The organism is Mesorhizobium sp. M0663 (genome assembly GCF_040320585.1).
In the GTDB taxonomy this organism is placed as follows: domain Bacteria; phylum Pseudomonadota; class Alphaproteobacteria; order Rhizobiales; family Rhizobiaceae; genus Mesorhizobium.
The window spans coordinates 176859-198364 of the sequence record NZ_JAMYPX010000007.1 but is presented as its reverse complement, the minus strand read 5'-3'; the positions used below and the strand labels follow the sequence as shown (position 1 = coordinate 198364).

At 61.4% G+C, this 21506-nt stretch carries 19 protein-coding genes and 1 pseudogene; 7 read left to right on the top strand and 13 right to left on the bottom strand.

Annotation, left to right across the window (positions count from 1 at the left end; translation table 11 throughout):
• Positions 1–115: 115 nt before the first annotated feature.
• Positions 116–937, top strand: coding sequence for an SDR family oxidoreductase (locus tag NKI54_RS16225; protein WP_352457508.1), 822 nt, complete (start codon positions 116–118; stop codon positions 935–937).
• Between the two features lie 28 nt (positions 938–965).
• Positions 966–1082 (top strand): annotated as a pseudogene (locus NKI54_RS16220) (alpha/beta hydrolase); the annotation flags it as partial.
• A gap of 138 nt (positions 1083–1220) precedes the next feature.
• On the opposite strand, the gene NKI54_RS16215 reads toward NKI54_RS16220, so the two are convergent.
• A complete protein-coding gene (locus tag NKI54_RS16215; protein WP_352636693.1) occupies positions 1221–2639 on the bottom strand; it encodes a DEAD/DEAH box helicase in 1419 nt (472 codons plus the stop codon).
• 387 nt (positions 2640–3026) lie between these two features.
• Between NKI54_RS16215 and NKI54_RS16210 the strand changes: the two genes are divergently transcribed.
• On the top strand, positions 3027–4559 hold the full coding sequence (locus NKI54_RS16210) for an acyl-CoA carboxylase subunit beta (protein ID WP_352691955.1): 1533 nt from the start codon (positions 3027–3029) through the stop codon (positions 4557–4559).
• 7 nt (positions 4560–4566) lie between these two features.
• Positions 4567–5637, top strand: coding sequence for a M48 family metallopeptidase (locus tag NKI54_RS16205; RefSeq protein WP_352568585.1), 1071 nt, complete (start codon positions 4567–4569; stop codon positions 5635–5637).
• A gap of 44 nt (positions 5638–5681) precedes the next feature.
• On the opposite strand, the gene NKI54_RS16200 is transcribed toward NKI54_RS16205, so the two are convergent.
• Both NKI54_RS16200 and NKI54_RS16195 read right to left on the bottom strand, forming a co-directional pair.
• Positions 5682–7685, bottom strand: coding sequence for a hypothetical protein (locus NKI54_RS16200; RefSeq protein WP_352568584.1), 2004 nt, complete (start codon positions 7683–7685; stop codon positions 5682–5684).
• Positions 7682–9211, bottom strand: coding sequence for an NAD(P)H-hydrate dehydratase (locus NKI54_RS16195; protein ID WP_352638541.1), 1530 nt, complete (start codon positions 9209–9211; stop codon positions 7682–7684). The genes NKI54_RS16200 and NKI54_RS16195 overlap by 4 nt, the downstream gene beginning before the upstream one ends.
• A 354-nt stretch (positions 9212–9565) precedes the next feature.
• Between NKI54_RS16195 and NKI54_RS16190 the strand changes: the two genes are divergently transcribed.
• Both NKI54_RS16190 and glnA read left to right on the top strand, forming a co-directional pair.
• On the top strand, positions 9566–9904 hold the full coding sequence (locus NKI54_RS16190) for a P-II family nitrogen regulator (RefSeq protein ID WP_019857988.1): 339 nt from the start codon (positions 9566–9568) through the stop codon (positions 9902–9904).
• Between the two features lie 54 nt (positions 9905–9958).
• Positions 9959–11368: a type I glutamate--ammonia ligase gene (gene glnA / locus NKI54_RS16185; protein WP_352457514.1), complete on the top strand. Its 1410-nt coding sequence runs from the start codon at positions 9959–9961 to the stop codon at positions 11366–11368.
• Between the two features lie 114 nt (positions 11369–11482).
• On the opposite strand, the gene NKI54_RS16180 is transcribed toward glnA, so the two are convergent.
• Positions 11483–12523 (bottom strand): glutamine synthetase beta-grasp domain-containing protein, encoded by a 1041-nt coding sequence (locus NKI54_RS16180; protein WP_023675116.1) that lies wholly within the window; start codon positions 12521–12523, stop codon positions 11483–11485.
• 317 nt (positions 12524–12840) lie between these two features.
• On the opposite strand from NKI54_RS16180, the gene NKI54_RS16175 reads away from it, so the two are divergent.
• Positions 12841–13035 (top strand): DUF2735 domain-containing protein, encoded by a 195-nt coding sequence (locus NKI54_RS16175; RefSeq protein WP_352568581.1) that lies wholly within the window; start codon positions 12841–12843, stop codon positions 13033–13035.
• Between the two features lie 84 nt (positions 13036–13119).
• On the opposite strand, the gene NKI54_RS16170 is transcribed toward NKI54_RS16175, so the two are convergent.
• The 9 genes from NKI54_RS16170 to NKI54_RS16130 form a co-directional block, all read right to left on the bottom strand.
• Positions 13120–15006 carry an MFS transporter gene (locus NKI54_RS16170; RefSeq protein ID WP_352568580.1) on the bottom strand — a complete coding sequence of 629 codons (1887 nt, stop codon included), beginning with the start codon at positions 15004–15006 and terminating at the stop codon, positions 13120–13122.
• 185 nt (positions 15007–15191) lie between these two features.
• On the bottom strand, positions 15192–15983 hold the full coding sequence (locus NKI54_RS16165) for an ATP12 family chaperone protein (RefSeq protein ID WP_352691967.1): 792 nt from the start codon (positions 15981–15983) through the stop codon (positions 15192–15194).
• Between the two features lie 2 nt (positions 15984–15985).
• Positions 15986–16843, bottom strand: a complete 858-nt coding sequence (locus tag NKI54_RS16160) for a DMT family transporter (RefSeq protein WP_502898226.1) — start codon at positions 16841–16843, stop codon at positions 15986–15988.
• A gap of 68 nt (positions 16844–16911) precedes the next feature.
• Positions 16912–17892: an RluA family pseudouridine synthase gene (locus NKI54_RS16155; protein WP_352691949.1), complete on the bottom strand. Its 981-nt coding sequence runs from the start codon at positions 17890–17892 to the stop codon at positions 16912–16914.
• A 62-nt stretch (positions 17893–17954) separates the two neighbouring features.
• The gene (locus NKI54_RS16150) at positions 17955–18293 is read right to left on the bottom strand and encodes a DUF190 domain-containing protein (protein ID WP_254817158.1); all 339 of its coding nucleotides are present in this window, start codon (positions 18291–18293) and stop codon (positions 17955–17957) included.
• Positions 18290–18661: a fluoride efflux transporter CrcB gene (gene crcB / locus NKI54_RS16145; RefSeq protein WP_352691964.1), complete on the bottom strand. Its 372-nt coding sequence runs from the start codon at positions 18659–18661 to the stop codon at positions 18290–18292. Before crcB (NKI54_RS16145) ends, NKI54_RS16150 begins: the two co-directional genes overlap by 4 nt.
• A gap of 125 nt (positions 18662–18786) precedes the next feature.
• Positions 18787–19173, bottom strand: a complete 387-nt coding sequence (gene crcB / locus NKI54_RS16140) for a fluoride efflux transporter CrcB (RefSeq protein WP_352593858.1) — start codon at positions 19171–19173, stop codon at positions 18787–18789.
• A gap of 31 nt (positions 19174–19204) precedes the next feature.
• On the bottom strand, positions 19205–20035 hold the full coding sequence (locus NKI54_RS16135; protein WP_023675124.1) for an aspartyl/asparaginyl beta-hydroxylase domain-containing protein: 831 nt from the start codon (positions 20033–20035) through the stop codon (positions 19205–19207).
• A 136-nt stretch (positions 20036–20171) separates the two neighbouring features.
• A complete protein-coding gene (locus NKI54_RS16130; RefSeq protein ID WP_023675125.1) occupies positions 20172–21482 on the bottom strand; it encodes a replication-associated recombination protein A in 1311 nt (436 codons plus the stop codon).
• Positions 21483–21506: the final 24 nt, after the last annotated feature.

Genomic DNA, 21506 nt, shown 5'->3' with positions numbered 1-21506 from the left:
CTACAGCCAGGAGCGCCCGACCGGTATTCATTTCAACCATGTACCGAAAAGCACTCTTTTCATTCGATTTCTTCACCGGTAGAGCACAGGCTAAGAAGAGCCGGCGGGGCGCAACATGACACTCTATCGGGCCAATCCGAAGCATGGCGTCGCCTGGATTACGGGCGGCAGCAGCGGTATCGGCCGTTCGCTGGCCAAGGATCTTGCCGCTCGGGGCTATGTCGTCGCGGTGACTGCGCCAGATGACCATCCGATCGATACGCTCATCGTCGAAACGGCGCAGATGGCGGGCCGTGTCGCAGCCTATCCTTGCGACGTGACCGACGAAAAACGCATGGCAAAGACGGTTGCAGCGATCGAGAAAGATCTCGGTCCGATCGTGTTGGCAGTGTTCAACGCTGGAAGCTATATCGCAACGCCGGGCGAGGATCTTGTGGCGCGCAATTTCCGTCGGTCTTTCGAAGTCAATTATTTTGGCATCATCAATGGCCTGCTGCCGGTCATCGAACGCATGCGCGTGCGCTCGCGCGGCCATGTCGTGCTGATCGGTTCGGTTACCGCCTATTTCGGCTGGCCCACCACCGCCGCCTATGGTGGCACCAAGGCGGCAGTCAATATCCTGGCCGAGTCGCTGAAATACGATTTCGACAAGATGAACGTCCGCATCCAGGTGATTAATCCGGGCTTTGTCGACACGCGGCTGACCGAAAAGAACTTCCTGCCGATGCCGGGCTTGATGCCGGTCAATCTGGCCTCGCGCCGCATCGCGCAAGGCATCGAATACGGCGGCTTCGAAGTCACTTTCCCACGCCGCCTGAGTTGGACGCTGAAGTTGCTCAGGATGCTGCCGAGGCCGTTCTGCCGATGGGTGATCAGCACGGTCACCCGCTGGAATGCGCGGCCACTGAATTTCGACCGCAAGCCGCCAGTCGAGTAGGATCGGTGATGGGCGAGCGATCGTGTTTGCGGGTCGCTGGGGCGCCGCACATGAATTGGTGCCGGTCGACGATACCGGCGACCCGGACAACCACGTCATTGCCGGCGACGCGCTGTCGCCATCGACCACGGCTTTCCTCGCGTAGCGGACCGTCGTGTGGATCGAGGCGGTGGTAAGGTGAACCAAAGGTCCCCAAGCAAGAGGGCGACCGAAGCATCGCTCCGGTCGCCCTCTTCAATCGTGTGTGACCAAGCCAGGCTTGGCCGACCGCAACACGGTCAGATTATGCGGCCCGCGCTGTTGGCCGTTTGCCGCCGAAGCGGCGCTTGTTATTGCCCTTGAAGGGCTTGGCGCCTTCCGGCTTGCGCTCGCCCGCAAAGGCCGGCTTGTCGCCGAACCGCTTCTTGCCGAAGCCGTTGTTTGCGCCGCCGGGCCGCCTGCCGTCGCGACGGCCATTGTGGTCGTTGCGATCATTGGCCGGTTCGAAGCTGCGCTCGTTCTTCTCGGCGGGATTGCGCTGCGGATCGGGGCTGCCGAGATGGTCGGCAACGATCGGCAGCTTGGTGCGGATGATGCGCTCGACCTGACGCAGCTTGCTGTTTTCAGACGGGTCGCAGAGTGTGATGGCGATGCCGTCCATGCCGTTGCGGCCGGTGCGGCCGATGCGGTGGACATAGCTCTCCGCCTCGTCCGGCAGGTCGAAATTCACCACATGGCTGATGCCGGGCACGTCGATGCCGCGTGCAGCAATGTCGGTCGCCACGAGAATGCGCACCGAACCCTCACGGAAATCGTTGAGTGCCTTCTGGCGGGCGTTCTGCGACTTGTTGCCGTGGATGACGGCGGCCTTGAAGCCGTCGCGCTCGAGATCCTTGGTCACCCTGTCGGCGCCATGCTTGGTGCGCGAGAAGATGATGACGGACTTCATCGCCTCATCGGCAAGCATGTTGGCCAGCACCTGGCGCTTCTGCTTGGTGCGGGCAAAGACGACACCCTGCACGATCTCGGCTGCCGCGGTGCTGTGAGGAGCGACTTCGACGCGGATCGGGTTCTTCAGCAGGCCTTTCGCCAGTTCGGCGATCTCGGCCGGCATAGTCGCCGAGAACAGCACCGTCTGACGGTCCGGCGCCGTCGCCTTGGCGATTCGCTTCACGTCGTTGATGAAGCCCATGTCGAGCATGCGGTCGCCTTCGTCGAGCACCAGCCATTTGGTGTCGGCAAGCATCAGGTCGCCTTCACGCACAAGGTCGGTCAGCCGACCGGGCGTTGCGATCAGGATGTCGACGCCGGGCGCAACCTTCTTCACCTGGCTGAAGCGCGAGACGCCGCCCAGCACGAGCGCGGTCGATACATGCGCGCCCTTGGCGAGCAGCTTGATCATCTCCTCGATCTGCACCGCGAGTTCACGTGTCGGCGCCAGGATCAGCGCGCGGGCCGACTTCGGCCGGCGCTTGGTGCCAAGTGCGATGATCTTCGACAGGATCGGCAGCGCGAACGCCGCCGTCTTGCCCGAGCCGGTCTGGGCGATGCCGAAAATGTCGCGGCCTTCGAGCTGCGGCGGGATCGCCTGGGCCTGGATCGGCTTCGGATCGGTAAAGCCGGCGGCATTGGTAGCCTTGAGCAGTGCGCCGGTAATTCCAAGTGCGGCGAAACCGTTCAGTTCCCCAGTGTCCTTACCGGTCAAAGTGTTTTCATTAGTCAAAATATTCTTCTTTCATGCGGCTCCTGGCCGCAAATATCAATGGCGGCAGGGCGCAACCTGCCGTCGAAAACTGTCATGAAACGACAAGGCGGGCGGACGTCATCGTCCGCACGGCTGCGCTGTCGTGCCCGCAGGCTTCATGCCACGGGGCTTTTTCGCCACCTTGCCGACCTGTCGGGAAGAGGGAAAACAGACGCAACCAGTCTCATTCGTCGAGAAGGCCGGATTATCCCGGCCCAAGCGCCTATGCCGCCGCATATGGCCCAGTTCGCATCGAAATGCAAGGGGCCCGATGCTGCAGCGCAGCAAAAGCCATGAGGAAGCGGCGCTTGCGCTCTCTCGCGGGCATGATTACCACAATGCAGCTTTCCGTTTCGGGGACCGGTCATGAAGGACGTGCTGAAGGAACTCGAGCGCCGCCGCGAGATCGCCCGCATGGGCGGCGGCCAGGCCCGCATCGACGCCCAGCACAAGAAGGGCAAGCTGACCGCCCGCGAACGCATAGACGTCTTTCTCGACGAGGGCTCGTTCGAGGAGTTCGACATGTATGTCGAGCACCGCTCGACCGATTTCGGCATGGAGAAAACCAAGATCGCCGGCGACGGCGTCGTTACCGGCTGGGGCACCGTCAACGGTCGCCCGGTCTATCTTTTCGCCAAGGATTTCACCGTGTTCGGCGGCTCGCTGTCCGAGGCCCATGCCGAAAAGGTGGTCAAGGTCCAGGAGATGGCGCTGCGCAATCGCGCGCCGATCATCGGCCTTTACGACGCCGGCGGCGCCCGCATCCAGGAAGGCGTGGCGGCGCTCGGCGGCTATGCCGAGATCTTCCAGCGCAATGTACTGGCCTCTGGCGTCATCCCGCAGATTTCACTGATCATGGGCCCCTGCGCCGGCGGCGATGTCTATTCGCCGGCGATGACTGACTTCATCTTCATGGTTCGCGAAACGTCCTACATGTTCGTCACCGGGCCGGATGTGGTGAAGACCGTCACCAACGAGACGGTCACCGCCGAAAGCCTCGGCGGCGCTTCTATCCACACGACGAAGTCCTCGATCGCCGACGGAGCCTACGACAATGACGTCGAGGCGCTGCTGCAGATGCGCCGGCTGGTCGATCTGCTGCCCGCTTCCAACACGGCGGAAATTCCCGAGATCGAATGCTACCAGTCGGTCACCGATCACGATCTGTCGCTCGACAGGCTGATCCCCGACAATGCCAACAAACCCTACGACATCAAAGAGTTGATCCTTAAAGTTGCCGACGAGGGTGACTTCTTCGAGATCCAGCAGAATTTTGCGAAAAACATCGTCACCGGCTTCGGCCGTATCGAGGGCCGCACCGTCGGCTTCGTCGCCAACCAGCCGATGGTGCTGGCCGGCGTGCTCGATTCGGATGCCAGCCGCAAGGCGGCTCGTTTCGTGCGATTCTGCGACTGCTTCTCGATCCCGATCGTCACCTTCGTCGACGTGCCGGGCTTACTGCCCGGCACCGCGCAGGAATATGGTGGGTTGATCAAGCACGGCGCCAAGCTTCTGTTCGCCTATGCCGAAGCGACGGTGCCAAAGATCACCGTCATCACCAGAAAGGCCTATGGCGGCGCCTATGACGTCATGGCGTCAAAGCATTTGCGCGGTGACATGAACTATGCCTGGCCAACGGCGCAGATTGCGGTGATGGGCGCCAGGGGCGCGGTCGAGATCATCTACCGCAAGGACATCGGCGACGCGGAAAAGATCGCGGCACATACAAAAGCTTACGAGGATCGCTTCCTGTCTCCCTTCGTTGCCGCCGAGCGTGGCTATGTCGACGAGGTGATCATGCCGCATTCGACCCGCCGCCGCATCGCCCGCGCGCTCAGGATGCTGCGCAACAAGGATATGCAAAACCCCTGGAAGAAGCACGACAACATTCCGCTGTGAGGGGTTGATGTCGCGCCTGGTCCTCTATGTAGGAGCGCGTTTCGGCAGGTTTGCCATCCTGCTCTTCGCCATGCCGCTGTTTTGCCCAATACTCCTGTGGTTCTGGTTCCTCGATTGCTATCCGCTCGCTGTCATCGCGACTGGCGTTGTTGCAATCCCGGCCGCGATGCTGGCCATCGTTCTGTTGATCGGGACATTGTTCGCCGGTTTTCGACCCAGCAAGGTGGACGGGATTACTCGGGAATCAGCCCCGAAATTGTGGGCCGTCTGGGAGAGTATTGCCGGCAAACACCGCGCCAGCCGCACGAGCATCATCCTGAGCGACGATCTCAACGCCAGTATCGGTGAAGAGCGGCCGTTTCTGGGCCTGCTTGGTCGCAGGGCAATTCTCACCGTGGGCCTGCCGCTGCTCGCAGCGACCGACCAAAAGGGGTTTGCGGCGATCTTGGCCCATGAGGACGCCCATCTGAAAAATAAAGATACAAATGGCGGGCTCAACCTGGCCGAACTCGAAAAGAGCTTCGATCTAATCTTCGACTTCGCCCCACCGGGAAAAACCGTTTCGGGCAGCCTGTTCTACTGGATGCTTGGCCCGCTGTCGCGCACGCTGGAGCGCGAAGAAATACGGTTGTCGCGGCGGGCGGAAATTGACGCAGATCGTCATGCAGCGATGTCCGGCGATGCATATGAAACGGCGCGCGCCCTGCTGCTGATCGGTGCTGCCAGTGCGTTCTTCGATGACCAAGTGTATATTCCGCTTAAACGTGAACTGCTTGGCACCATGGTACCGCCTCGTCCACCACTTGAAAGAGTTCTGGCGGCCGCCAGTCACCTGTCGAGGCTTCCCATCCTGCAAGAATATGCGCAAAAGGCCTGGGACGCGCCAGATAAGGAAAGCGCGGATCATCCGCCCTGGTCCGAACGTTTGACTGCTCTTGGATTTAGCTCGGCTCCAGAGATAGAACCAGTTCTGGTTTCCGCCTTGTCGAGCCTGCTGAGCGATGAGATCGTCGCCGAACATGTCCGCCATTTCGACGGCGAATGGACATCGAAGATCGCCGACTATCTCGATCGATAGCTATCCACCTGAAACTATAGCGGCTAATGCGCAGTCGGCGCAGGCTATTCCGCTTCCGCCGCTCCGAACCCGGCCCCCCTCGTCGCGCGGACAGCGCCCGACCATGGCGTGGCGTGATTGTCGATGCGCATCTGGAAGATAAAATAAGTCGGCGAGCAGAAGCCGATGCCCTTCACTTTGCCGATACTGGGTGTATCGGGCGGCAGCGACTGGCACATGTAATCCTCGCGGCAGAAATGGTCGGCCGAACAGGCGGGACGATTACCGCGATTGACGGCGCCGCCGAGGCACTGGTCGAAGTTATTGGTCGCCACGCAGGTGTCGAATTTCTTGCCGCCGACCAGTCCGCAAATCTCGTTCGGCATCGGCTTGCCCGTCTTGAAGGCGGCAAAGCTGCGATCCCGGTCGTCGCAGCCGCGATAGGCGATACCCGCCGGCACACCGATCTTCGGCGGTCGGCAGGTGTAGGCGGCGCGCGAAATGCTTGGCGCGAACGCCGCGAACTGACCGGTGATGGTATACCGGTCATTGAAAGGCTGTGCCGGGTTACTGGCGATGGATCCCGTTAAACAGGGGTGGCCGGAAAACATGTCTTCGCTGTGCTTGGGCAACAGGCATTGCGCCAGCTTGGTGCGTACGCCGGACGAGGTCGCCAGCGGCGTGCAGACGGTGCCGGCGCCGCATTGCCAGGTCGCGCCGAAGCGGGCCGCATCCGCCGGCATCAGGCACGGCATCGCCATCTCGGCCGGCGAATAGGCGATTTCGCCGGCATCGTTCCAGGTCGCCGGCGGCGCGAACGATAACGGGCGAAAGCGGTTCGGTTCCTTGCCGTCGGCAGTCGCGCGCAGCCAGGCGACGCGGCGCGGGATGTCGGCGTGGAGATGCGGGGAGATGCCGACCTCGATGCGGTTGAGCGGCGAGGTCGTCTTGTCGTCGAGGCCGATGAAATGGAAGCCGGCGGTCGAGCCCGCCTGATGGCAGCCCTGGCAGGCGCCGTTGTCCAGCCGCTCGACCAGTGCCTCCGGCGTGCGCACCAGCTTCATTGCAGAGAAATCGACACCAGCGAAATCCGCGGACTGGAACAGTGGCGTGAACAGGTGGTTGGCCTGCCTCGCACTGCCGAAGGTCGACCAAGAGATGACCTTCCTTGCCAGGAATTCCTCGGGAATCTGGTAGACGCCGAGATCGACCGCCGCGACATTGGTGCGGACATAGTCGGCAAGTCTTGCTTTCAGCGCAGCGTCTTCGGCGAGACGTGCCGTATCGGGCGTGTTTTCCAGCGGCTTTTCGCTGGCAGCCGCTCCGTCCATGCCGAAAATTCGCATGAGATAGGCAGCCTGCCCGCCGAATTCGGTCTCCTGGCCGGAGGGGAAGCGCACCACTTGCCCATTGAGCTCGAGCTGCTTGAAGGTGAGCGCCGTCCTTTCCAGCGGCCCACCGGTCAGCCAGCCGGCATCGACGCTCTCGTCGACTTGTGGTGCCCAGCGTCCGGCGACGCCGACACAACCGCCGTCGGCATCCGGCGCGGCATCGTAGACGGCACTGAAATTGAATGGCAGGCGCGAGGCCAAAACCTTGCCGTTCTTCTTGAAGCTGTAGGCGAGGCGATAGATGAAGCGCACTTCGCCGCAACTCGTGTCGCCTTGCAACGCGGCGAAGTCGCGCCGGTCGAGCCGGTTGACGATGCCGACGAGGCGGAAGCGCGCGGCATCGGTCCTCAGCCAGCGCATGTCCATGACACGGCCAACATTGCCGTCGGTCACCTCGTAGAGCGGCCGACCGCCGGCCTTCATCTCGGCCCGCAATGCTGCGACGTCGCTTGCAATCGTTTCGACAATCGCGTGATAGGCCGGAGCCTTGTCATAAAGCGTCTTCAAATCGCCCTTGCCATCGACGCCGAAAATGCCGGCGAACCCGTAACCGTTGCTGTCGAGGGCGGCGAGAACGGCCGGGTCGTCGACGATCGTCAGCGGAGTTTCGGCGTTCGCAGCCTGCGCCATGAATACGGCGCTGACGATCGCAACGAGCAGCGTGAACATGCGGTTCATTCGGCAGCTATCCCGCGACTTTCGATAAGCTCGCGCAGGACCGGCACTAGCGCCGGCGGCAGGTCCTCGGCGATCAGCCCCGGTCCGAAACGGCTGCCGGCCTCGGCATGGATCCAGACTGCCGCACAGGCCGCTTCAAAGGCCGGCATGCCCTGCGCCAGCAGCGCGGCGATGATACCCGACAGCACGTCGCCCGAACCGGCGGTGGCCAGCCAAGGCGCGCCATTGCCGTTGATCGCTGCCCGGCCATCGGGGGCCGCAATCACAGTGTCGGCACCCTTGTAGACGAGAATGGCGTTGGCCCGTTCGGCTGCGGCGCGTGCCTTAGCGAGTTTGGACAGGTCCTTGTCCCCGGCGATATCTGAAAAAAGCCTGGCGAATTCGCCGTCATGCGGCGTCATCACCAGAGCCGGCGCGCTCGGCCGGCTGGCGGCTTCGAACAGGGCATCCGGCGCGTCGCGAAACGATGTGACGCCGTCGGCGTCGAGCACCAAGCCCTCAATCCCGCCGCCCTGCCCATGGGCGCCATTCACCACGGCCAGGGCGAATTCGCGCGTCTTCTCACCAATGCCAAATCCCGGGCCGAGCACGAAGGCCGATGGTCGGCGACTGCCGACGAATTCGTCCACATCCGCGACAGTGTCTACCTTGCGCAGCATGATCGAGGTCAGATGCGCCGCGTTCACATGGATGGCGTTCGCCGGCGACAGCATGGTGACTGCCCCTGCCCCGCTCCTTGCCGCGGCAAGCGCCGACAGCCGCGCAGCACCCGTCGCCGACGGCCCTCCGGAAAAGACGCCGACATGGCCGCGTTTATACTTATGGGCGTCGACGGCCGGAACCGGAAAGCGGCCAAGCCAGAGCGCCGGAATGTTCTCGAATGTTCGTGGTTCAAGCTGCGCAACAACACTGTCGCTTATGCCGATATCAGCGAGCACGATTTCGCCGCACAGCTCGCGCCCCGGCAACAAAAGATGGCCTGGCTTTTTTCGCGCAAAGGTCACGGTGATTCGGGCGTGGAAAGCCTGACCGAGGACATTGCCGCTCTCACCGGAGACGCCCGACGGCAGGTCGACCGCGACGACCGGCGAATTCAACTCCGCCACATTGTCGATCGCCTTGGCGGGGTCGCCGGATAGCGGCTTGGACAGCCCCGCCCCGTAAAGCGCATCGACCACGATCGAGCCCGTCTCGGCAACGAAATCCGACAGCGGCCGAGCTTCAACCGGACACTCCGAGGCAGCGAGTGCTGCATCGCTGCCTCCTTTAGGCGATCCGGACGCCCATACCGAGACGTCGACGGCGCTCTCCCGAAGGATGCGCGCCACGACATAGCCGTCGCCGCCATTGTTGCCGGGGCCGCAAAGCACGTGGACGCGCGTTGCGTTCGGGTAGCGCTTGAGTACCACGGCAGCAACCGCAGCACCGGCATTGCGCATCAGGCCGATGCCGTCGAATGGACCAGCGGCAATCGCCAGCCGGTCGGCCTCGGCCATTTCGGACGGAGACAGAAGTTCATTGCTCATGGAATATCAGGCGACATGCACATCATTTTCCCAAGCATTGTCCAGTTTTTGATCCGACGCAAACAACGAAGGTCGCCAAGCAATTTGGCGGCGCACATCGTTCGGGACGACGGCGCGCAGCTGCCCATGAAATATCCGATCTGCCCATTTTTTGTGCGGACGACGGGACCGGCGGTGTGTAGGCTCGCGGCGTTCATGGCGCAGGGAATGACGCGAATGTACATTCCCGCGTAGCATGGTATCCAAATCATGTGAGCCCGTTCGGCACCCCATCAATTGGCACAGTTCGTGCTTGATTGAGGCGCAAGCGGGGCTCACAACCCGTCTTTTTTGGCAGTGGAGGCCACTTTTTACATGAAAAAGATCGAAGCGATCATCAAGCCGTTCAAGCTAGACGAAGTGAAGGAAGCGCTTCAGGAGGCCGGCCTGCAAGGTATCACCGTTACCGAGGCCAAGGGCTTTGGCCGCCAGAAGGGCCATACCGAGCTTTATCGCGGCGCCGAATATGTCGTCGACTTCCTGCCGAAGGTGAAAATCGAAGTCGTGCTCGGCGACGATGCGGTCGAAGCAGCGATCGAAGCCATCCGCAAGGCGGCCCAGACTGGCCGTATCGGCGACGGCAAGATCTTCGTCTCGAACATCGAGGAAGTGGTGCGCATCCGCACCGGCGAAACCGGCATGGACGCCGTCTGAATTTTCCCGTTAAAAGGCCATGTTCAAAACGTCATCACATAGGGAAGCAGGGACATGACGACAGCCAAAGACATCATGAAGCAGATCAAGGACAACGACGTTAAGTTCGTCGATCTGCGCTTCACCGATCCGAAGGGCAAACTGCAGCACGTTACGATGGATGTCGTCGAGGTCGAGGAAGACATGTTTGCCGATGGCGTCATGTTCGATGGTTCCTCGATCGCTGGCTGGAAGGCGATCAACGAGTCCGACATGGTGCTGATGCCGGATTCCGATACGGTGCATATGGACCCGTTCTTCGCGCAGTCGACCATGGTCATCCTGTGCGACATTCTCGATCCGATCTCGGGGGAATCCTACAACCGCGATCCGCGCGGTACCGCCAAGAAAGCCGAGGCCTACATGAAGGCCGAAGGCATCGGCGACCAGATCTTCGTCGGCCCGGAAGCCGAGTTCTTCGTGTTCGACGATGTCAAGTACAAGGCCGACCCCTACAACACCGGCTTCAGGCTGGATTCGACCGAACTGCCGTCCAATGACGATACCGACTATGAGACCGGCAACCTCGGTCACCGGCCGCGCATCAAGGGCGGTTATTTCCCGGTGCCGCCGGTCGATTCGGCGCAGGACATGCGCTCGGAAATGCTCACCGTGCTCGCCGAGATGGGCGTGCGCGTTGAAAAGCACCATCACGAAGTGGCCGCCGCCCAGCACGAGCTCGGCATCAAGTTCGACACGCTGGTCCGCAACGCCGACAAGATGCTGATCTACAAATATGTCGTGCACCAGGTCGCCAACGCCTATGGCAAGACGGCCACTTTCATGCCGAAGCCGGTGTTCGGCGACAATGGCTCGGGCATGCACGTCCACCAGTCGATCTGGAAGGAAGGCAAGCCGACTTTCGCCGGCAACGAATATGCCGGCCTGTCCGAGAGCTGCCTGTTCTACATCGGTGGCATCATCAAGCATGCCAAGGCGATTAACGCCTTCACCAACCCGCTCACCAACTCCTACAAGCGCCTGGTGCCGGGCTATGAAGCGCCGGTGCTGCTCGCCTATTCGGCCCGCAACCGCTCGGCCTCGTGCCGCATTCCGTTCGGCTCGTCGCCGAAATCCAAGCGCGTCGAGGTCCGCTTCCCCGATCCGGGTGCCAACCCCTATCTCGCCTTTGCCGCCATGCTGATGGCCGGCCTCGACGGCATCAAAAACAAGATCCACCCGGGACAGCCGATGGACAAGGATCTCTACGACCTGCCGCCGAAGGAATTGAAGAAGATCCCGACCGTCTGCGGCTCGCTGCGCGAAGCCCTGCAGAGCCTCGACAAGGACCGCGGCTTCCTGAAGGCCGGCGGCGTATTCGACGACGACCAGATCGACAGCTATATCGAGCTCAAGATGGCCGAGGTGATGCGCTTCGAAATGACGCCGCATCCGGTCGAATACGATATGTACTATTCGGTCTGATCCAGATCGTTGCAGCCAACAAAAAACCCCGGAGGAGACGCCGGGGTTTTTTATTGCGATGCGATCGGAGAGAAAGTCACGGCGCAGACCTGAGGTCTACGCCGGGACGAATGCTCAAGCCGCGGCCGACACCTCGGCGCTGGTCGGGACGGAGGCGATCGTCTTCAATATCTGCGAGGCGATCTGGTAGGGGTCACCCTGCGAGTTCGGGCGGCGATCCTCGAGATAGCCCTTGTAGCCGTTATTGATAAAGGAATGCGGCACGCGGATCGAGGCGCCGCGGTCGGCGATGCCGTAGCTGAACCTGTTCCAGGGCGCGGTCTCGTGCTTGCCGGTCAAACGCTTGTCGTTGTCCGGCCCATAGACGGCGATGTGATCCATCAGGTTTTTGTCGAAGGCTGCCATCAGCGCCTCGAAATAGCCCTTGCCGCCGACTTCGCGCATATAGGCGGTCGAGAAGTTGGCATGCATGCCGGAGCCGTTCCAATCGGTGTCGCCGAGCGGCTTGCAGTGATATTCGATATCGATGCCGTACTTCTCGGTCAGGCGCTGCAACAAATAGCGCGCCATCCACATCTGGTCGGCGGCCTTCTTGGAGCCCTTGCCGAAGATCTGGAATTCCCACTGGCCTTTGGCCACCTCGGCGTTGATGCCTTCATGGTTGATGCCGGCGGCAAGGCAAAGGTCGAGATGCTCCTCGACGATCTGCCTGGCGACTGAGCCGACATTGCTGTAGCCGACGCCGGTATAGTACGGGCCTTGCGGCGCCGGATAGCCGCTCTCGGGGAAGCCGAGCGGGCGGCCGTCCTTGTAGAAGAAATACTCCTGCTCGAAGCCGAACCAGGCGCCCTCGTCGTCGAGGATGGTGGCGCGCTTATTGGAGGCATGCGGCGTCACGCCATCGGGCATCATGACCTCGCACATAACGAGCGCGCCATTGGTGCGGGCCGGATCCGGGTAGACGGCGACCGGCTTCAGAACGCAATCGGAGCTGTGGCCCTCGGCCTGCATGGTCGAAGAACCGTCGAAGCCCCACAGCGGAAGCTGGTCGAGCGTCGGAAACTCGGCATAGTCCTTGATCTGCGTCTTTCCGCGAAGATTGGGAACCGGGGTGTATCCATCGAGCCAAATGTACTCGAGCTTGTATTTCGTCATTCTAGCCTCTCGTTGCTTGATCACCGAACCCTGGATGGCGCCGGAGCAGGCCGGCCTATCCAGCAGCCGACCTGCCGGATTATCAAAAAGCAATTCGTGTGCCATTCTCGCCGGCGACGGGTGCGGCAAAGTGAGGTCGCATCGGCGCAAAATTGCCGGGCCGCTGCAAGGTGCGCTGGGATCACTCACAAGCATAGTTTGCATAAATAATGTGCAACTAGTGATCTTTTTATAATCATATTGCCTAATTCGATTGCTGAACCTATCTTGGGGAAAGGTTGAATCGGCTAGGTTCTGTCGAAGAAAGGAAACCGACAATGGAAATCACTTCCACTCGTCAGTCGGCCAAAATCCTGATGTTCCCGGTGGCAGCGCGCGTGTCTGCCTCAAATTTAAGCGGAAAGGCTAAGTTCGCGGCAGAACTTGCTTCTTTGCGCAACCGCACGGATTTCGGAAGTGCCTGGTATCATGAGGCAGCGATCGAGGAAGCGAAACAGGATCGGAAGAGCTAGGCTTCTCCGTCCGCGTATTTGATAAATTGGCAAAGCCCGGCGCGATCGCTCGCGCCGGGCTTTGCTTGAGCCGGGACAGGTCGGCTACTGCTTGGTGTGCAGGTCTGTTCCGAGGGTATCCCTGACGAAGATCATGCCAATGATCAGCGACATCGCTGCAACGGCGACCGGATACCAGAGGCCGTAATAGATGTTGCCCTTAGCCGCGCTCAGCGCGAAGACGGTCACCGGCAGTAAACCGCCAAACCAGCCATTGCCAATATGATAAGGCAGCGACATGCCGGTGTAGCGGATGCGGGTCGGGAACATCTCGACCAGGATCGCAGCGATCGGCCCGTAAACCATGGTCACGTACAGAACCAGGATGAACAGGATGCCGATGGTCAGCGGCCAGTTGATCTGTGCCGGATCCGCGAACATGGCAAAAGCGCCGGACGCGGGAATGTTGTAGACTGTCACCTCGGTTGCGCCAGCCGCTTCTTCCTTGGTCAGGATCTTGTCAGCGACTGCCTTGTCTGTCGGGACGGTCGTTTTTTCGCCGGCACGAATCGCGGTGGCATCGAGTTTAAGCTCGGGATTGGCAGCCACAAAAGCGTCGAGCTTCTGGTCGGCCACTTTCGATGCCGCACGCTTTAGAGGATAACCTCCATCCTGTAAGGCGATATTGATTGCCTTGCCGAAGGCTGTGTCCTTGGCCTTCAACTGGTCGCCAGCCGCGACCGCGTCATAGGCTTCAGCCGTTTCGTTGCCGATCTTGACCGTTGCAGCAGTTCCGGGCGCGGCTGTCGTGACCACATCGTATGGCACGGAACTCTTCGCAAGGAATGCCGTGGCAACATCGCACGAGCTGGTGAATTTCCATGTTCCGGTAAGATTGAATTGGAAACTGCAGTCGCCCGGTGCGGCGGTGACGGTTGCTCGAACATTTTCCTGCGCGGTAGCTAGAGTGGGATTAGCGGCGCGGGTCAGTGCCTTGAACAGTGGAAAGGTGGTGACGATCGCCAGCGCCAAACCCGCCATGATGATCGGTTTGCGGCCGATCTTGTCGGAGAGCCAGCCGAATACGACGAAGAAGATGGTGCCAAGCGCCAGCGCGATCGCGATCATGATATTGACCGACTGCGGATCGACCTTGAGCACGTTCTGCAGGAAGAACAGCGCGTAGAACTGGCCGTTGTACCAGACCACGGCCTGGCCAGCGGTAAGGCCAAGCAGCGCCAGCAATGCGATCTTGGCGTTTTTCCACTGGCCGAAGGCTTCGGACAGGGGTGCCTTGGAGCCTTTGCCCTCTGCCTTCATACGCTGGAAGGTCGGAGACTCGGCAAGTGACAGGCGAATCCAGACCGAGATGGCGAGCAGGACCGCGGAAACCAGGAACGGAATGCGCCAGCCCCAAGCTGTGAAATCTTCCTTGCTGAGGGAATTCTGCACAATCAGAATCACGATCAGCGACAGGAACAGGCCGAGCGTTGCGGTGGTCTGGATCCATGAGGTGTAGAAGCCACGGCGGTCATCTGGAGCGTGCTCGGCGACGTAGGTCGCGGCGCCGCCATATTCGCCGCCAAGCGCCAGACCCTGGAGCAGACGGAGCGCAATCAGCATGATCGGCGCGGCAATGCCCCAACTGGCGGAGCCGGGAAGCACGCCGACGAGGAAGGTCGACAGACCCATGATCATGATGGTGACAAGAAATGTGTACTTGCGGCCGACGAGATCGCCGATGCGGCCGAACACCAGGGCACCAAGCGGGCGAACGATGAAGCCTGCGGCAAACGCCAGAAGCACGAAGATATTTCTCGTTGTTTCCGGATAGGAGTTGAAGAATGCGGTGCCGATCGCGGCCGCCAATGCACCGTAGAGATAGAAATCGTACCATTCGAAAATGGTGCCGAGCGAGGAAGCAAAGATGACCTTCTTCTCCTCGCGCGTCATGCCGCGGCTTGTTTTGCCGGCGGTCGATGCCATTGCCATGAGCGTATCCTCCCGTGTGATTCCGTCAGTCCTCGATGCTGCACGTCATCGTCCGCGTTTCCTCGCAACGCAGACTCAGTGCAGCCATCGGTGCAAAAAATGACAGAAAGCAGTGCCCAGAGGCAGACCGCCTTTGGGATTATGACTTTGGTCTAATGTGCAGTGCGAAATCGCAGGTAGTGCCGTCAGCCTTTGAGAGCGTCGAGCAGTCCGACTGCCGCCATCATGTCGCGCTTGCGGGCAGCGCGGCGCGCGACGGCCTCGGCATCATGGCCCCATTGCTCGGCCTGCCAGTCCTCGTCGACATGACCGGCAGCCCAGGCCGCCTCGCCGTCGAGCTCGCCGAAATCGACAGCCAGCGCCAGCAGCGCCGATCCGGTCAGCGACGTCATGACGTGGATGGCGGCAAGGCGCAGCGGATCGGCACGCTGGGCAAGATGCTGGCCAAGCAGCGCGATACTCTCGCGCGGCTGTTCGACATGGATCACGCCTTCGGCAAGATGGAACCGGGCGCCGAGCGCGCTGCGCACCCAGTCGATGACCGGATCCCAATGCTCGTTCTGCCGGTCGACGAGTCCTTGGGGCGCATCGGCGCGGTAGCAGAGCAGATCGGATGCGGCGAAGCGCAGGATGTCCTCCATCACCGCCTGGGGATCACTGGCGACGCCATCGATTGCCGTATTGACCAGACGCATCACCGGCATCGTCACCGGATCGATGGTCTCCTCCTGTGCGGCGAACTCCTCGGCGACGAGAGCGGCCGCCTTTTCCGTCGGCAGTGTCAGCAGCGCCTTGGCCGGCGTGCGGACGGGTTTGCCATCGAGATGGACGGCAAAACCATCTTCGACCGGCGCGACCGCGACGGTCTTGTAGAAGCGCTTCGGCAGCGGCGTCTTCATCTGGATCTGGGCGCGACGCACCGGGTCCGGATCAGAGAGCTGCTTTCCAGCTTCGAGGTCGTTCAATATATCGCGCATGCTCATCCGGGACTTTGTTTTCGGGCCGGCCGGTTGACGATGATAAGACCGGCGGCGATCAGGGCGAGTGCCAGGAAGATACGAACGGTCAGCGGCTCGTTCAAGAACACGGCGCCGCACAGCACACCAAACACCGGCGACAGGAAGGTGAAGCTCGACAGTCCAGATGCAGGGTAGCGCCGCAGCAGCCAGAACCACAGCACATAGGTGAACGCGACAACGTAGACGGCCTGGAACAGCAGAGCCAAGGTTGGCAAGACGGTAAAGTTGCGGACGGGCGGCCCGGCAAAAGGTATCACCAAAATGCCGACGACGGCGGCCCCGGCCAGCTGATAGAGCAGCAGCTTTTCGGCGCTGGCCGTCACCAGCTTCGACCGCTTGATGACGATATTGGTCACGGCCCACAGAATGCCGGCACCGAGACTGAGCAAATCGCCGCTCAGCGTCGCGCCGCCACTGGCGCTCAGTTTATCGGAAAACACCGCGATCAGTCCGGCGAAAGCGAGCAGAAGACCAACGAGCTTGCGTGCCGTGACGCTTTCGCCCAGCAGGAAATGACCGCCGACCAGCATCCAGAACGGCATGGTGTTGACCAGCAAGGTGTTGCGCACGACAGTGGTGTGCTCGAGCCCGACATAGAGAAACAGGAACTCGAAACCGAAAAGCGCACCCGCCAGAATGCCAGCGACGAGGGTTTTGTCGGGCGTGAACAGCGCAATGCCGCGCCAGCGGCACCAGCCGAAAACACACAGGCCGCCGATCGCCGAGCGGGCGATGGACATGAAAACAGGGTCGTAGCCAGCATACGAGATCTTGGCGGCAACGTAGTTCAGGCCCCACGAAAAGGTTAGCCCGACCATGATGGCGGCGGCCGCCAGATCGACCGCGTCACGGCGGTCGAGCGTATCTGTGGCGACGCCCACCGCCGCTAGTCCTCCGCGCTCGCGTCGTCGAAACCGAGTAGGTTCCAGCTCTGGCGCATATGCGGCGGCATCGGTGCGGTGACGTCGACAAAGCCCTTGTCGGGATGAGGGATGACAATGCGGCGCGCGTGCAGATGCAGGCGGTTCTGCATGCCGCCTGGAAAATCCCAATTGGTGTCGGCCTCGAAATATTTGGGGTCGCCGATGATCGGGCAACCGATATGGGCGGCATGAACGCGAAGCTGGTGGGTGCGCCCGGTATAGGGTTCCATTTCCAGCCAGGACAGGGTCTGCGCCGCCTGCTCGACGATGCGGTAATAGGACACGGCGTGATCGGCGCCCTTTTCGCCATGCTTGGCGATGCGCACACGATCGCCGTCGGGCGTCGGTTCCTTGATCAGCCAGGTCGAGATCTTGTCCTCGCGCTTCGGCGGCACGCCCTTGACCAGCGCCCAGTAGGTTTTCTTCGTCTCACGCGCCCGGAACGCTTCGGCGAGCTTCATGGCGGCGAGCCTTGTACGGGCGACAACCAGCACACCCGACGTGTCGCGGTCGAGCCGGTGCACCAGACGCGGTTTCTCGCCCTTCTGGTTGCGCCAGGCTTCCAGCATGTCGTCGACATTGCGGGTGACGCCAGAGCCGCCCTGGACCGCCAGGCCGGCCGGCTTGTTGAAGACGAAGACCTTCTGGTCCTCATGGATCAGCATCTTTGCCAAAACGTCGGCGTCGCCCTGGTTGCGGATCGAATGACCGGTGAGCGGGCTTTCACCTTTCTTGTCGACTTCGAGCGGCGGCACTCGGACCGTCTGGCCGGCTTCGACGCGGGTATCGGCCTTCACCCTGCCGCCGTCGACGCGGATCTGACCGGAACGCAGCAGCTTCTGCAGATGACCGAAACCGAGACCGGGGAAATGGCTCTTGAACCAGCGGTCGAGCCGCATGCCCGCCTCGCCGGCGTCCACTGTGATCTGTTCAACGCCTGCCATGATTCCAATCGCCGTTTTGCAGGCATGCAACGGCATTCGCCGGTACCCGCAATCTCACTCGGTTATTCGTTGTCGGTTCCATATTGCAGAACCTGAACTTTCTCCAGCGTAATCAAGCCACTTGTCATGATTGTTTCAAGCACGGGCAGGAAAGCGGCCAATTTTTCCTCGTCATCGACGATCTCGATGACGAGTGGCAGATCCTCCGACAGGCGGAGGATCTTCGTGGTGTGAAGCCGGCTGGAATGGCCGAACCCCATCGCGCCGCGCAGGACGGTCGCGCCGGCGATCTGCATTTCGCGGGCCCTCAGCACGATAACCTCATACAGCGGACGGCCATCTGCCTTGTCGTTTTCGCCGATAAATATGCGCAGCAATTGTGCCTGTGTTGGTATCTTCATTGCCTGGACCCTCTCAGCCGGTTGAGCCGAACTGCAAAGATGTGGCCAAGCCAGACGGCGGCAAGCCAGGCCACCACGGAGATCGCGACATTGAGTCCCGCCGCCACAAGCCTCCCGCCTTGCGCGAGGGTGAGTGTTTCAAGGCTGAAAGCGGAGAAGGTCGTCAGGCCGCCGCAGAAGCCGACCATGAAGAATTGACGTTGCAGCGGACCGGCGAAGACGCGACCATCCGGTCCCGTCAATGTCGCGTAGAAGCCGATGAGGAACGAGCCAACAATGTTGACGAGGAGCGTGCCGAAGGGAAATCCAGCGCCCCACAGGGCAGTGCTCGTCGATGAGGCAAGCGCCCGCAACACACCGCCGATCATGCTGCCCGCGGCTACGGTCGCATAGAGCCGAACCGTTTCGTTGGTTCTGCGACGGCCAATGAGGCGCGCCGCATGCGCTGCCGCGGCAGTGTCCGTCCCGTCGTGGCGGAGCTTCCGCGGGCCGCTCACGGCGCCCCGCCGCCAATCAGAAGACTTCCCGCAGCAAAGCCCAGCGTCACGCCGCCGAGGCTCAGAAAAACCGAAAGCAGCACATTTCCGCCGGCGCGCCGCCATTCGCCCTCGCGCGCCAGCGCCAGCGTCTGCAGGCTGAAGGAAGAAACCGTGGTGTAGCAGCCGAGGCCGCCGGTAACGGTAAAGGCCCAGATGGCGGGCATGCCGTCGCGCGCCACCGCATGCGCAACGACACCGATTGCAAACGCTCCCGAGACGTTGACGGCCATAGTGCCCCAGGGAAAGGTCTCGCCGACCCGGCGGGCGACGAAGCCGGACAGGAAGAAGCGGGCCATTGCACCGATCGCGCCACCAAGGCAGACAAGCAACAGATGATACATCGTGCTCCCTCGCGCCGGTCACACCACGGTGTCAGGCGGCTCCGGCCTTCTTCGGCTTGCTGGAGCCGATCATCTTCCAGTTCTTGTAGAACATGGCATTGATGCGCTCGACGCTGACCGAAACGATGGCGAGAAGAGCGGCGATCAGGCCGGGGAATGGCGATGGCCGGATGATGTCCATGAACACGCAGTAGCGGCGCCCATCATATTCGTTGACCGAGCGGTGCAGCAGCGTGTCGTCGAAAATATAGAGCGGATTGTCGTGCCAGTAGTTCCTGGCGTTGTTGCACTCGACGAAAACCTCGGCCTTCACCGGGAGAAGATTGTAGAGAATGCGCAGGCTGAGCCGCAGCGGTCCGAAATGCCAGGAGGTCGATTCCTTGCCCCTGAACACCGACACGGCGATGGTCTTGATATATTTGAAATCCTTGTTGAATTCGGCGACGTTGTCGATCTTGTGCTTGCCATACCACTGGTAGACATACATGCCGCGCCGGCCGCTGCCGAAATTGGCGTCGATATCGGCGATGATCTCGTCCTTGCGCGCCTTGAAGACGTCGAGAACCTCGTTGACCTCACGCTGATAGTCCGGAGGAAACTGGTCCAGTTTCCAGACACCGCGGTTTCTGTAGCACAGCAGATCGACCAGCAGATTGAAGGGCGAAAGCAGCCAGGTGAAGATGCCGTTGCCGAGAAAATAACCACTGAACAGGGCCCAGTTCTTGTTGTCATTGCGCAACACGTCGACCAGCCCGAGGACAATGAAAATTGTCGTCAGGATGGGAATGAAATAGAAGCCGAGCGCCAGCAGCGGGATCGCTATGGCGAACTTCCGAAGGGTCTTGCGAGATTTTTTTGTCATTTTTCCACGCGCCAGGCGCGATTCCGTTCTGAATATCGTCGGTACGTTTCTGGCCTGTCCGCCAGCCGAAGGCGCATCTTGATAGGGTTTTTTATCCCGCCAGACAACGGCGATCACACCACTGTGCGGTCGGCAGCTACTTTTCCCGCTCGCTGCGCAGCTTCGCCCAATAATCCAGCCGCTTCCTGATATCGCGCTCGAAGCCGCGCTCTGGCGGGTCATAGAATGTCTGCCTTCCCATCTTCTCCGGAAAATAGTCCTGGCCGGAAAAAGCGTCGGGCTCGTCGTGGTCGTAGCGATAGCCGGCGCCGTAATCTTCCTGTTTCATCAGCTTGGTCGGCGCATTGAGAATGTGCTTGGGCGGCAGCAGCGAACCGAATTCCTTCGCCGCCTGTGTGGCGGCCTTGAACGCGGTATAAACTGCATTGGATTTCGGCGCGGTGGCGAGATAGACGGTCGCCTCGGCGAAGGCCAGTTCGCCCTCGGGCGAGCCCAGATAGTCATAGGCGTCCTTGGCGGCGTTAGCGACGACGAGCGCCTGCGGGTCGGCCAGCCCGATATCCTCCATCGCCATGCGCACCAACCGGCGCCCGAGATAAAGCGGATCTTCGCCGGCGTCGAACATGCGGGCGAGATAGTAGAGTGCCGCGTCGGGGTCGGAGCCGCGCACCGATTTGTGCAAGGCGGAGATCAAATTGTAGTGGCCATCCTGTCCCTTGTCGTAGATTGGCGCGCGGCGCTGGACGATGCGCTGCAGGGCTTCGGCGCCGAACACCTCCTTTGATTTCGCTGCGCGCCAGACCTCTTCGGCGAGCGTCAATGCCGCGCGGCCGTCGCCATCGCTCATGCGGATGAGCATCGCCCGCGCGTCTTCATCGAGCGGCAGCGCCCTGCCCTCTGCCTCCTCGGCCCGCGCCAGCAGCTTGGCGATACTGTCCTCGCCGAGTGAGTGAAAGACCAGCACACGCGCGCGCGACAACAGCGCGGCGTTAAGCTCGAAGGACGGATTCTCCGTGGTGGCGCCGACCAGCACGACGGTGCCGTCTTCCATCACGGGCAGAAAACTGTCCTGCTGGGCGCGGTTGAAGCGATGGATCTCGTCGACGAACAGCAGTGTCTGGCGGCCGTTGGAGCGGCGCAGCTTCGCTGCCTCGAACACTTTCTTCAGGTCGGCAACGCCGGAAAACACCGCCGAGATCTGTTCGAAGGCGAGGCTTGTCTCGCCGGCAAGCAGCCGTGCGACCGTGGTCTTGCCGGTGCCGGGCGGGCCCCAGAAGATCATCGAGCCGAGCGAGCCGGAGCCGATCAGCCGCGTCAGCGCGCCGTCGGGTCCGGTCAGATGCTCCTGGCCGACGACCTCGCCGAGATTCTTCGGGCGCAGACGGTCCGCCAGCGGCCTGCCGGGCGGCGTCTTTTCCGGTTCATCGACACTGAACAGATCGGCCATGCAACTTCTTCTGCCTGGAGCCCG